General features: G+C 72.8%; 13 protein-coding genes and 2 pseudogenes. 10 read left to right on the top strand and 5 right to left on the bottom strand.

Annotated features, from left to right (window positions below; all coding sequences use genetic code 11):
- The coding region (locus ACFUEL_RS24855; protein WP_380238964.1) for a tetratricopeptide repeat protein at positions 1-606 on the top strand (606 nt) is incomplete at its 5' end.
- Entirely contained in the window at positions 603-977 is a 375-nt protein-coding gene (locus tag ACFUEL_RS24850) for a hypothetical protein (protein ID WP_380238963.1), read from the top strand. The genes ACFUEL_RS24855 and ACFUEL_RS24850, both read left to right, overlap by 4 nt.
- A gap of 582 nt (positions 978-1,559) precedes the next feature.
- Here the strand turns inward: ACFUEL_RS24850 and ACFUEL_RS24845 are convergent.
- The gene (locus ACFUEL_RS24845) at positions 1,560-1,985 is read right to left on the bottom strand and encodes a hypothetical protein (protein ID WP_380238962.1); all 426 of its coding nucleotides are present in this window, start codon (positions 1,983-1,985) and stop codon (positions 1,560-1,562) included.
- 112 nt (positions 1,986-2,097) lie between these two features.
- On the opposite strand from ACFUEL_RS24845, the pseudogene ACFUEL_RS24840 reads away from it, so the two are divergent.
- A pseudogene (locus ACFUEL_RS24840) lies at positions 2,098-2,636 on the top strand (winged helix-turn-helix domain-containing protein).
- Positions 2,603-3,160 carry a transposase gene (locus ACFUEL_RS24835; protein ID WP_380238965.1) on the top strand — a complete coding sequence of 186 codons (558 nt, stop codon included), beginning with the start codon at positions 2,603-2,605 and terminating at the stop codon, positions 3,158-3,160. The pseudogene ACFUEL_RS24840 and the gene ACFUEL_RS24835 overlap by 34 nt, the downstream one beginning before the upstream one ends.
- Positions 3,161-3,228: 68 nt before the next feature.
- Here the strand turns inward: ACFUEL_RS24835 and ACFUEL_RS24830 are convergent, their stop codons facing one another.
- Positions 3,229-3,909 (bottom strand): HAD family hydrolase, encoded by a 681-nt coding sequence (locus ACFUEL_RS24830; protein ID WP_380238961.1) that lies wholly within the window; start codon positions 3,907-3,909, stop codon positions 3,229-3,231.
- A gap of 231 nt (positions 3,910-4,140) precedes the next feature.
- Here ACFUEL_RS24830 and ACFUEL_RS24825 point away from each other — a divergent pair, with 231 nt between their 5' ends.
- A complete protein-coding gene (locus tag ACFUEL_RS24825) occupies positions 4,141-4,575 on the top strand; it encodes a hypothetical protein (protein WP_380238960.1) in 435 nt (144 codons plus the stop codon).
- A gap of 57 nt (positions 4,576-4,632) precedes the next feature.
- Here ACFUEL_RS24825 and ACFUEL_RS24820 read toward each other — a convergent pair.
- The 3 genes and pseudogenes from ACFUEL_RS24820 to ACFUEL_RS24810 form a co-directional block, all read right to left on the bottom strand.
- A pseudogene (locus ACFUEL_RS24820) lies at positions 4,633-4,830 on the bottom strand (IS630 family transposase); the annotation flags it as partial.
- Positions 4,831-5,203: 373 nt separating this feature from the next.
- Positions 5,204-5,425: a DUF397 domain-containing protein gene (locus ACFUEL_RS24815; RefSeq protein WP_380238959.1), complete on the bottom strand. Its 222-nt coding sequence runs from the start codon at positions 5,423-5,425 to the stop codon at positions 5,204-5,206.
- Positions 5,415-6,248 carry a Scr1 family TA system antitoxin-like transcriptional regulator gene (locus ACFUEL_RS24810; RefSeq protein ID WP_380238958.1) on the bottom strand — a complete coding sequence of 278 codons (834 nt, stop codon included), beginning with the start codon at positions 6,246-6,248 and terminating at the stop codon, positions 5,415-5,417. The genes ACFUEL_RS24815 and ACFUEL_RS24810 overlap by 11 nt, the downstream gene beginning before the upstream one ends.
- Positions 6,249-6,367: 119 nt before the next feature.
- Between ACFUEL_RS24810 and ACFUEL_RS24805 the strand changes: the two genes are divergently transcribed.
- The 5 genes from ACFUEL_RS24805 to ACFUEL_RS24785 form a co-directional block, all read left to right on the top strand.
- Complete coding sequence (locus ACFUEL_RS24805) at positions 6,368-6,853, top strand: hypothetical protein (RefSeq protein WP_380238957.1); 486 nt, start codon at positions 6,368-6,370, stop codon at positions 6,851-6,853.
- Positions 6,854-6,898: 45 nt separating this feature from the next.
- Positions 6,899-7,222: a hypothetical protein gene (locus ACFUEL_RS24800; protein ID WP_380238956.1), complete on the top strand. Its 324-nt coding sequence runs from the start codon at positions 6,899-6,901 to the stop codon at positions 7,220-7,222.
- Positions 7,219-7,536 carry a hypothetical protein gene (locus tag ACFUEL_RS24795; RefSeq protein ID WP_380238955.1) on the top strand — a complete coding sequence of 106 codons (318 nt, stop codon included), beginning with the start codon at positions 7,219-7,221 and terminating at the stop codon, positions 7,534-7,536. The genes ACFUEL_RS24800 and ACFUEL_RS24795 overlap by 4 nt, the downstream gene beginning before the upstream one ends.
- 154 nt (positions 7,537-7,690) lie before the next feature.
- Positions 7,691-8,695, top strand: a complete 1,005-nt coding sequence (locus tag ACFUEL_RS24790) for an AfsA-related hotdog domain-containing protein (RefSeq protein WP_380238954.1) — start codon at positions 7,691-7,693, stop codon at positions 8,693-8,695.
- 151 nt (positions 8,696-8,846) lie between these two features.
- A partial coding sequence (locus ACFUEL_RS24785) for a BTAD domain-containing putative transcriptional regulator (protein WP_380238953.1) occupies positions 8,847-11,424 on the top strand: 2,578 nt, incomplete at its 3' end.

The raw sequence follows: 11,424 nt of genomic DNA, 5'->3' as shown, positions 1-11,424 counted from the left end.
CGCATCCACCACGAAGTCCAACTCCCGGCCTTCGAGCGGATCGGCGACACCCGCTCCACCGCAGTCACCTGGGGACAGATCGCAGACATCCTCCAACGGCGCGGACAGGTCGACGAAGCACTGCGCATCCACCACGAAGTCCAACTCCCGGCCTTCGAGCGGATCGGCGACACCCGCTCCACCGCAGTCACCTGGGGACAGATCGCAGACATCCTCCAGCAGCGCGGACAGATCGACGAAGCCGTTGAGCTACATCTGAAGCGCCTGCAAGTCAACGAACAGCTCGGCGACATCAACGAAATTGCAGCAGCCAATTGGGACCTGGCCAGAATCGACCTGAACCGTCGGGACCTCCAGGCAGCGATACCGAGGCTGGTCACCTCATTCCAGCTCCTCGTGAAACTGCGACGGCCGGACGGTATCGCGGTCGTCGGGATCAATCTGGGGCAGGTGATGCTGGCTGCAGGTGCACGCGCTCAGGCCCGACGAGTACTCCAGGAGTGCCGGGCCGCTGCCGCCGTGATCGGCGCGGCAAACATCGTGTCCCGGGCTGACGAGCTCATGGAAACCATCGGCGACGAAGTCGAGGAAGAAGAGGAATCATGATCATCGAGTTTGCCGGTCCGGGAGCCGAAGCCGCCCGGGAGAGCATCGCCGCGGCCGCCGCCGACTGGGGCCACCCCGCCGACACCGTCCCGCCCACCACAGCAGGGGCCGGCCCGGACACCAAGGGCCTCGACCCCGTCGCGGTGACGTCACTGTTCCTGTCCGTTCCCTCCGCCGTGCTCGCGGTCGCGGACATCACCGATCGGATCCGCAAGCGCCGCCGCGCGGGCGAACTCATCGAACGAGCCCGGCAGCTCTCCACCGAGCAGACGACGGCACGGCTCGTCCGTACGGACCGCTCCGTCGACCTCGCCACCCTCACCCCCGACCAGCTCCTGGACCTCGTCGCCGACGAACCTCCGACGGACTGAACTCCGGGGGCTCATCGGACGGTCGAGCGCCGAGGCACGCCGGAGAGGCGGACTGGCCGCGTGCCCCGGCGTGCACCGACCGCATGGCGTGAGGAGCCCGATCGGGTGGCCCTGGCGGCTGTCCGGCATGAGGGCAGGGCCTCTTGGCAGCTCAGTGGGCGTCTGCACCAACGAGCTTTCCCGGAGGCCCTGTTGTCGCGCTTCCACGACACCGCGGAGGCGGGGTCCGCTGCGGCCGCTCTCGCGTCAGGTCGCCGAGATGGGCACGTTCATCGCGGCCCGGTTCCGTGAGCAGCGCGACGCCGGGATCCTCGCCGGCCTGCCAGGCTCGAGCCTCATCCTCGGCGCCGGGCCCCTGGCCGCGACCGGCAGGGACCCGGCCGCCTTCACCGCCCCGGACCGCCCCGGACCGCCCCGCGGCTCCGCGGCTCCGGCAAGCGCGCCGAGGGCAAACACCACGCCCCGACCGTCCCGCGAGACCAACGCTGCTACCGGCCGGCCCGGCCCGGGACGTCCGCACCTGCCGGAAGGAACCGAGCCTCGGTCGCGCCGCCCGGAGCCAGACGCCCGCTCGGCTTCGATCTACGGCATGCTCTTTGCGATCTCGAATCCGGACGTCTCGTCCCACGGCGTGGCGCTCCAGAGGCTCAGCAGCGCATCCCAAATGCGGTTGACGAGCGGCCAGTCAGGGGCGTCCCCGGTGAGGGTGACCGTCGCGAGGAGGTCGCAGCCCCAGATGCCCTGCTCGTTGTCGGGCGATGCGGCGATCACCGACTCGGCGATCCACTCCACCCCCACGTGGACCTCAAGGGTCAGCCAGTCGGCCGCCGGGGCCCCGGCGGGCCCCCGGGTCGCGAGCGAGCAGACGGCGACCTCGTCCACGAACGGGCCGGACCGGTGCACCAGCAGGAGGTCATCGGGTGGCAGGAGTTCGTCCAGCAGGCGGCTGATTGCCGCCTGTCCGTTCGCCTCGCCCGATCGACAGAAGAACGTGAGCTGGTATGCCACGGCCGGATCCCGCCTCTCCCAACAACTTGTCCGATCATGCCACTGAACTTGATTGGGTGATGTCGGAGCCGTTCGCCTGACGGCGGCCCGTCGGTTCCGGTGGCTCTGGGCTGTGGGGTACGCGCAGGGCAGCGGGTTGACCGACGCCGAGAGGGCCGCACGGGAGCGGATCCGGTTGCAGGCTGTGGAACGCTTCGAGTCGGGCAGAAGAACACGGAGATCGCTGCCGCGCTTCGGGTCAGCGAGCGGTCGGTGGAGCGGTGGCGCCGGGCCTGGCGCGAGTGCGGGGATGTCGGGGGCCGGTCGAAGGGATCTCCGGGCCGCCCGAGGCTCAGTCCGGTCCAGACCGCCAGATTGGAGCGGGGGTTGGAGCGCGGCGCGCTGGTCCATGGCTGGGCGGACCAGCGGTGGACGCTGGCGAGGGTGAAGACACTGATCGGCCGGCTGTTCCACGTCTCGTACACGGTGGAGGGCACCTGGCGGCTGTTGAAGCGGCACGGCTGGTCCTGGCAGCAGCCCACCCGGCGGGCGATCGAGCGCGACGACGCGGCGGTCGAGGTGTGGAAGAAGGAGACCTGGCCGCGGGTAAGAGCACCGCGGCGGAGCTCGGTGCGTGGCTGGTCTTCGAAGACGAAGCCGGGCAGTCGCTGACTCCGCCGCGTGCCAGGACATGGGGGCGCCGCGGCTGCACCCCGGTCGTGCGGGTCCGCGGACGCGGCTCCGGGCGTGTCTCAATGGTGGGCCTGACCTGCTGCAAGCCGGGGCAGCGGTCCAGGCTGATCTGTGCGGTCCGTGAGTACCGCGGCCGTGAGGGAGAGCCCAGGGGCTTCGGTTGGCGCGACTTCCGCGACCTGTTGGTCCGCGTTCACGCCCAGCTCGGCGGCCCGATCGTGCTGGTCTGGGACAACCTCCGCCTGCACCTGGCCAAGCCGCTGCCGGCGTTCATCGAGGCGAACTCCCACTGGCTCACGGTGTTCCAACTGCCCACCTACGCCCCCGATCTGAACCCGCAGGAGGGCATCTGGTCGCTGGTCAAGCGCGACCTCGGCAACCTTGCCGCAGCCGACCTCGGCCAGATCACCCGGGCTGTGAAGCGCAGGCTCGAGCAAATCCAGTACCGCCCCGACACGGTCGACGGCTGCCTCGCCGGTACCGGCCTGACCCTCGGCAGTTGACCGACTGCCCGCTGGCGGCACCATCGCCCCTGCGGCAGGCAGGCCGCCAGCAGCCCGTTCCGCCCGTGTCAGAAGAGGTCCAGCAATTCCGCGAGGGACGCGATGGATGGCACCTCCGTTGTGAGCGATCCCCGGCAGACCGCGCGCCCCGCATACCCGAGTCCGATCGCAGCGGCGACCAGGTCCGGATCGTCGTCGACGAACAGGCACTGCGCGGGCGCGAGCTCCAGCGCGTCGCTGGCATGGTGGTACATGCGCGGGTCCGGCTTGTTGCAGCCGAGCACTGCGGAGATCGCATATGCCTCGAAGAACCGCCCGATCCCCAGTCCCGCATGAAGGTCGGGCAGATTGGGCCAGGCATCAGACACCACTGCCATCCGCACGCCCCGGCGGCTGAGCTCTCCCAGGGTGCCCACGACCTCCGGATAGGTCTCCAGGAGCATGGCCGGCGGGACCTCTCGGCGCAAGTCGGCGAGGAGTTCCGAGGTCGGTTCCACCCCCACGTGACGAAGCATCAGCCGGTGGTAGTCGTCGGGCTCAGGCTCGGGCGACGAGGCAGCGAGGAAGCGGTCGCCCGCGGCGATGGCTGCCACGAACTGCTCCGACGTGATCGAAGGCACGTGGGCGAGAACGGTCTGCTCGAAGTCCGCCCGTGGGTTCCACCGGCCGCCGATCGGCTGCATCAGCACGCCGCCGGAGTCGAAGAGAACAGCGCGGAGGTCTTCGTGAGGAGCGGGTCGTGTCGTCATTCGGCTCAGTCTGGTCAACGGACGCCCGTCGGTCGACCCTCGAGCGATCAGCCGGTCTGAGTCGGACCGACATCACTGATCCAAGCTCAGTAGTGGTGTGCCCGCAAAGGTTCGCCGGGTTGCGGCGGGGCGAACTGTACCGGTAGAGGTCGAGGACGCCGATGGTGGAGACGGCATGGCGATGAGCAGGATGGCTGCGTACTGGAATTCGAGAGCTGCCATCATTGCGCGGTGAGCACCGCCGTAGCCTTCTTCCTCGCTCCTGCTGACCGCGATGCCGCCAGCGCGCACCGGGGTGGCCCGCATGGCCGGTTCGCCGCGGTGCTGGGCCGGCACTTCTGTGCGGAGGATGCGGTTGACGATTGGGACGCCTACTTTGTGGGGCCATCGTCGGATCAGCTCTTCTGGCAGCGAACCGACTGGATCGTGCCCATGACCCATGACGGCAGCGGTATGTTCGCCTTTCCGCCCAGGCTGACCCGTGCGCTTGCCGGCGCCAGCGTTGAGGAACTGGAGGATCTCGCCAACCGCTGGAGCGAAAGGCTCCGTTGCGAGGACGGCGAGGACATGACCGACGACAATCTCCTCGCCATCGTGCAAGCGGTTGCAGAGCTCGCCACGAAAGCTGGGGCTGCCGGGGGCAACCTCTACTGCTGGTTCTTTTGAGCTCTCAGGTATCCGAGCACGCCTGGAGGGAGACGGATGCTCAACGTCAGCCCCTGATCAGGCTGCCGCCGGTCCGCCGCGCCAGCGCGGGTAGTGATGCAGTGCGCGGGTCTGGACCGGGTGGTCCGGGTGGTGGGAGTTGGCGAGGGTGAACTGCCTCAGTGGCCCGGAGTGCGCCTCGATCGGGTTCGCCCAGGAGGTGTTGGTCGGGGTGAAGCAGAGGTGGACGTTGTTGTTCTTCGCCCAGCGCAGGATCTTCTTGCCGTTGTGGGCACGGGGCTCATCGGGGCCGGTGGGCTCTGACCTGCGGCATCGGGAATCGTCGAGGGCGGTCAAGGTGACCTGAGACGGGGCGGCCGAACGACGCCTGGAACCTGCCCGGCCTCCGGTGCCTGCTGACCCACCACCTGGTCCGGGCCCGGCACTACGACACCGCCCTGGAGCAGTTCCGCCGCTTCGGCCCCTGGCGCGACGCGGAGTCGTGGACCGACGGACGCGATCACGCCGCCGCCTTCGACCTCGTCCGGGGCATGGAGTTGACCAGCCCTTCCGTCAATGCCACGGGCTCCACACAGCAGCAAGCCCCCTGCGTGGAGGGGGCTTGCTGCCGAACGGAATTGACCGGAGGTCAGATCTCGCCGAACTCGCCGGCGGCGGTGGCGGCGCAGAAGGCCGCCCAGGCCCGCGCCGGAAAGACCAGCACCGGACCGTGCCGGTCCTTCGAGTCACGCACCGGCACGATGCCACGGGCCGCGTGCAGGTTCGTCGCCGGCTGGATGCACTGACCGCCGTTGTCGCTGTAGCTGGAGCTGCGGAACTCCGCACCGCTCAGGTCGTGGTCACGGTCCATGGTCTTCCTTCCGAACCCTGCTGATCTCCGCCACGGAAGCCGACGTACCGTGGGCTTCCACCTGTAGCCGATGGTAGTCCCTCTCCCACGGCCGAACGGTCTCGATTTCACGCGTGAGGATCCCCCGGTGCTGGGATTCCGTGTACGCGAGTACGGACCGGTCGGCCATGGTCAGCAGGGTCACCGCCATACGGAACGGCGCGACCTCCCCCAGGCTGTACGGGGCGAGCTGCACGGTGACGTTCGGCCGTTCGGACAGCTCTTCGAGGTGGGCGAGTTGAGCGGCCATCACCTCCCGGCCGCCGATCGGGCGCATGATGCAGCTCTCGTCCAGCACGACGTGCAGCAGGGGCGGCTTCGGCTGGTCGAACAGGCGTTGGCGGGCCGCGAGGAAGTCCATCCGTTCGTCCGCCTGTGCCTGGGTGATGCTGCCGCGCCGCACGGCCGCCTGGGCCAGTGCCCGTGCGTAGGCCGAGGTCTGCAACAGGCCCGGGACGATGCCCAGCTCGAACAGGCGGATCTCCACCGCCTTGGCCTCCTCCGCAGCGTACTCGGGGAAGCCCTCCAGAAGGCTCTGGTTCTTCAGGCTCCACCACATGAGCCCCAGCGTCCCGCCGGTGGCCAGGGCCTCGTCCGCGCGGGCCGCGAAGTCAGCTGTGGGACTGCGGGTAGCTCTTTCGATGCACGAGATGAGGGTGTCGCTGTACCCCATGAGCTGGCCGAGCTGCACCTGGGACAGGTTCCGTATCTCCCGCGACCTGCGCAGCTGCAGGCCGAAGGCGGCGGCAGGAGATGACGACGGGTCAAGTTCCGTACGGCGCATGCTCGATCACTCTTTCGACGCCGAGTCCCCCACGGGACAAGAGTCAAGTGCGGAAGGCTTCCGATGCTACGCCCGAATGCCGATCCTGATTACACATTGGCAAGAAAAGGGAACGGGCGGTGACCGTCGTGGGCAACTCGCTACTTGACCGACTGGAGCGGCAGGACCGGGCCTTCGCGTGCAAGGTGCGCGACGCGGTGCGGGACGCCTGCCACTCGGCGGGGCTCCGACTGCCCTCGCTGGCGGTGGAACGGACCGTCACCGGCGCGCATCTGGTGCAGCTCGGTGGCGTATCACCCGACGTGGCGAGCGAGTTGGCGACGCTGCTGTGGACGGGCGCGCCGTACCTGCGGGCCGTCCGGGGCGGGGAGTGCGCCGGGGCGGCCGTGGGCGTCTGGCCGTACGAGCGGGGCGAGTTGCTGTTCGACCCGGCGACCGGACGATTGGGCGAGTTCTCCCGCGTCGGCGAGCGGGGCGAGCTGTTGCTGCTCCCCGTGGACGGCGGCGCCCCCTGGGCGGCCGACCGTGGCCGGGTGCGCCACCCGGCCTTCGCGGATCTGGTGCGGGCCGGGATCGTCCGGCCCGGCGGGCGCTCCCCCAGCTGACCCCTCTCCACCGTCCACACCCACCATCGAGACGAGGAAGCACAAGTGCTGTACACCGGACAGCCGTTGGAGGAGACCGACGTCCTCCACCGGTTCCTGCGCGGCAGGTTCACCGAGGCCGAACGGGCCACCGACCTGCTCGAACGGGCCTTCAGGGCAGCCAGGTTGGACCCGCCGCCCGGCCTGTCGCCGATCTACCGGGACGACGTGCTGCCGGAGTTCGGCGCCGTCGCGCTCGGCTGCGTCGGCCTGCCGTGGGTGCAGAAGCTGGCCGAGGCGATGGTCGAACTCGCCTACCTGCGCGGCGAGTTGCCCGTGCCGCCCCGCCCCTCCGCACCGCACCCCTCCGCACTGGGTGCCGCCTCGTGAGCGACGCACTGCGGCAACGCGCCTGGGAGATCGCCGAACAGCTCGCCAAGGCCGGCGGCGCCCAAGCCCGCCTCACCGCCGTACCCGACGGCTACCGCGTCGAACTCGACCTCCTCCGCACCGACAACGACGCCGACGACAACGGTCCGGACGACCACCGAGCCGTCCTCAACGCCCTTGCGCTGGGCGACCGTTGGGGCCACCGCTACTCCCCGCCCTCGCGCAACGGCGGCACCGCCCGCGAGACCGTCTGGAGCGAGGTCCACGAGGTCCACGAGGCACACGAGGTCCGCTCCGCGGCGGAGCCGGGCTGATCTCAGGGCGTCTCGGGGCGTCTCGGGACGGGTGGGAGAAGCGGTCGCGCAGCTTGTTGCCACCCGCCAACGGTGTCCCGGGGGCCGGCGGGGGCGCGATGCTGGGTCGTGGCCTGTCGATCGGGCCGCCACCAGCCGATCCGGGGGAACCGCCATGACCATCGAGAGCACCGCGATCACCGGTCCGCACCCCGCGCACGGGCTGCTCGGCCGGGCGGCCCGGCACCTGGTGCACTGCCCGCCGTCCTGGGACCACTACCTGCTGGAGGCGCCGAGCAGCGGCGAGGAGCGGTTCCTGCTGACCGGTGACACGCCCGGCGCGCACCCGCTGTTCAACGACGGCCCCGGGCACTTCCACGACCCGCAGCTGGTGACCGAGGCGGTGCGGGAGGTCGGCGAGTTCGTCGGCCACCAGTACTTCGGGGTGCCGTCCGCCCGGCCCGGGTTGTTCTACCGGGTCGGGCTGGAGCTGACCGAGACCGCGGCCTGGCGCCGCGGCTCCGGGCCCGCCCGGATGACCACCGAGCTGCGGGCCGTACCCGGGCACGTGGTGGACGGGGTGCCGCGCGACCTGGACTTCCGGCTGGAGGTGTCGCTGGACGACACGCCGTGCGCGACGGGCACCGCGAGCCTGGTGTTCGTGATGCCGGGCGTGCACCGCAGGCAGCTCGCGCACAGCCGCTGGGCGGTGCGGGCCGCGCCCGAGCTGGCGGACGAGCCGGACGGCCCGGTCCGGCCGGTCGCCCCGGGTGCGGTGGGCCGCGGCGCGGCCGCCAACGTGGTGCTGGGCGAGCCGGTGGGGTTCGCGGGCGGGCGGCTGAGCCTGTGGCTGCTGGCCCCCAGCGACAACCCCGCGCTGGGCGGCAGCACCCCGGACGGCCACCTGTCCGGGACGCTGCTGATGGAGGCGCTGCGGCAGGCCGCGGTGCTGACCGCCGGGCGCACGGTCGGGCTCGTCCCGGAGCGCACCCTGCCGGCCTCCTGCCGGGTGCACTTCCGCGGCTTCGCCGAGGCCGACCTGCCGGTGCGCTGCACGGCCGAGCCCGGCCCGCTCGGCCGGGACGGGGCGGGGCGCCCGGCCGTCCCGGTCACGCTGACGCTCACGCAGAACCGCCGGACGGTCGTCGAGGCGCGCACCACGGTGGTGCAGGACTTCTGACCCGCGGCCGGACGGCCCGGACAGCCCGCGCGGCCAGAACGGCCCGAACGGCCCGAACGGCCCGAACGGCCCGGGCCGCGCGGCGGAAAGCGGGAACAGGGCGCGGGGAGCGGGCACGGTGGGGAGCGGGGACGGGGAGGAGGTGGGCCGGGTGAGGTTCCGGATCCTGGGGCCGATGGAGATCGAGGGCAGTGCGCGGCCCGGCGTGCCGCACACCCCGCAGGCGGCGAAGCTGCGGGTGCTGCTGGGCACCCTGCTGGTGCGCGCCAACCAGGTGGTGTCGGTGGACAGCCTGGTCACCGAGCTGTGGCAGGACGAGCCGCCGCGCACCGCCACCTCCACCGTGCACGTGTACGTCTCGCAGCTGCGCAAGCTGCTGGACGTCGTCGACCCGCCGCACGGTCGGGAGGCGCTGCGCACCCAGCCGCCCGGCTACCGGCTCTCCCTGGCCCCGGACCTGCTCGACGTGTCGGTGTTCGAGGAGCTGCACCGGCTGGGCCGGGAGGCGCTGGCCGACGGCCGCTACCGCAGCGCCGCCGACCTCCAGCGCCGGGCGGTCGGGCTGTGGCGCGGCCCGCTGCTCTCCGACACCCCGCACGGGCCGCTGCTGGAGGGGGCCGCCGCGCAGCTCGCCGAGGCCGCGGCCGCCGCGCTGAACCAGCGCATCCGGGCCGACCTGGAACTCGGCCGGCACCACGAACTGATCGCCGAACTGCGCTCGCTGGCCGCCGAGCACCCGCTGCGCGAGGAGCTGCACGGCCACCTGATGCTGGCCCTGTACCGGGCCGGGCGGCAGGCCGAGGCGCTGGAGTCGTTCAGCGGGCTGCGCCGGCTGCTGGTGGCCGAGCTGGCGGTGGAGCCGGGGGCGCCGCTGCAGCGGCTGCACCGGCGCATCCTGGCGGGCGACCCGGAGCTGCTGCGGCCGGCCGCCGCCGAGCCGGACCCGGCGCCGCGCGGGCAGGGCCCGGACGACCGGGGCGGCGCGGGTCCGCTGCCGGGTGCGGTCGCGCTGCCGCCCGCCGATCCGCTGTTCACCGGCCGCGACGACGCCCTGGCCCGGGTGGAGGAGCTGCTGCGCGGCGGGCCGCCGGGCACGTTCGTCGCGGTGGCCGGGCAGCCGGGCGCGGGCCGGACGGCGTTCGCCCTGGAGGCCGCGCACCGCAGCGGCCCGGCGTTCCCGGACGGCCGGCTGTTCCTGGACCTGCTGCCCGAGCCGGGGCGGCCGCTGGCCGCGACCAGCGCGATCTCCGCGCTGCTGCGGCACCGCGGGGTGCGGCTGGCGCGGGGGGCGGGGGCGGGCGAGCTCCGCGAGGCGTGGCAGGAGCAGTTGACGGACCGTCGGATGCTGCTGGTGCTGGACAACGCCGACTCGGAGGCGCAGTTGCGCCCGCTGCTGCCGACCGGCGCGGGCAGCAGCGCGATCGTCACCGCCCGGCGGCTGCCGGCCGGGCTGGGCGGCATGCGGCCGGTGCTGCTGGACGCGCTGGAGCCGGCCGAGGCCCGGCGGCTGTTCGCGGCGGCGGCCGGCCCGGAGCGGGCGGCGGCCGAGCCGGAGGCCGTCGAGGAGTTGCTGGGGCTGTGCGGCCGGCTGCCGCTGGCGCTTCGGGTGGCGGCCGCCCAGTTGACGGCCCGTCCGCACTGGAGCGTGGCCTCGCTGGTGGAGCGGCTGCGCGACGAGCGTTTCCGGCTGGGCGAGTTGCGGGTCGGCGAGCTGGACGTCCGGGCGGCCCTGCTGCACGCGTACCAGGACGCCCGGCCGGAGCTGCGGCAGGCGTTCCGGCTGCTGGGTCTGCTGCCGCCGGGCCCGTTCGGGCGGGCCGCGGCCGGTGCGGTGCTGGGCTGCTCCCCCGGGCGGACCGTCCGGCTGCTGGACGGGCTGGTGGACGAGCGGCTGCTGGCCGCCGCCGACGGGGAGCGCTACCGGCTGCCGGAGCTGCTGCGGGTGCTGGCGGTGGAGCGGCTGGGTGAGGAGGAGGGGCCGCAGGGCACCGGCGACGCGATCGAGCGGCTGTGCGCGGAGCACGCCCGGACGGCCGGGCAGGTGCTGGCGGTGCTGACCCGGGCCCGGCCGTCCGGCGAGCAGCCGCCCGACCCCGCGGGCTGGTTCGCCCGGGAGCGGGAGGCGGTGGTCCGGGCGGTCGGGCAGGCCCACGGCGCGGGGCGGCTGGCCGCGGCGGTGCGGCTGGCGGAGGCCCTGGAGGGGCACCTGGAGACGCACGCCGCGTGGGACGCCTGGGAGCGGACCCACACCCTGGCCCTGGACGCGGCCCGGCGCTGCGGCGACCGCCCCGCGCAGGTGCGCACGCTCCGCTCGCTGGGCGACCTCGCCTGGCAGCAGCGGCGGACGGGGACCGCCGGGGAGCGCTACGGGCTGGCCCGCCGCCTGGCCGAGGAGACCGGTGCGCGGGGCGAGCTGTGCCGCGCCCTGGTCGGCCTGGCGGAGCTGCGCGCGGACGCCGGGGACGACGACGGCGCCCGTTCCCTGCTGGCCGCGGCGCGGGACGCCGATCCGGGCCCGGACGAGCCGCGGGCCCGCTTCGAGCTGCTGCGCGCCCTCGGTCTGCGCGCCCTCGCCGCCGACGACCGGGCCGGCGCCCGCGCGCGTTTCGCCGCCTGTCTGGAACTGGCCTCCGCGACGCTGCACGACCGCCGCCTGGAGTCCTTCGCCCGCCGCGCCCTGGACGGTGCCGCCGCCGGTCCGGCCGTCCGGCTGGAGGTCCGTCCCGGGG

The organism is Kitasatospora sp. NPDC057198 (assembly GCF_042670125.1).
GTDB lineage: Bacteria > Actinomycetota > Actinomycetes > Streptomycetales > Streptomycetaceae > Kitasatospora.
The sequence above is the reverse complement of the archived record's forward strand: the minus strand, read 5'-3'. Positions and strand labels throughout refer to the sequence as shown.

Excerpts from the sequence above, each read along its gene's own strand:
- ACFUEL_RS24850 (WP_380238963.1), top strand. The coding sequence starts at position 603 with ATGATCATCGAGTTTGCCGGTCCGGGAGCCGAAGCCGCCCGGGAGAGC.
- ACFUEL_RS24830 (WP_380238961.1), bottom strand. The coding sequence starts at position 3,909 with ATGACGACACGACCCGCTCCTCACGAAGACCTCCGCGCTGTTCTCTTC.
- ACFUEL_RS24815 (WP_380238959.1), bottom strand. The coding sequence starts at position 5,425 with ATGGACCGTGACCACGACCTGAGCGGTGCGGAGTTCCGCAGCTCCAGC.
- ACFUEL_RS24810 (WP_380238958.1), bottom strand. The coding sequence starts at position 6,248 with ATGCGCCGTACGGAACTTGACCCGTCGTCATCTCCTGCCGCCGCCTTC.
- ACFUEL_RS24790 (WP_380238954.1), top strand. The coding sequence starts at position 7,691 with ATGACCATCGAGAGCACCGCGATCACCGGTCCGCACCCCGCGCACGGG.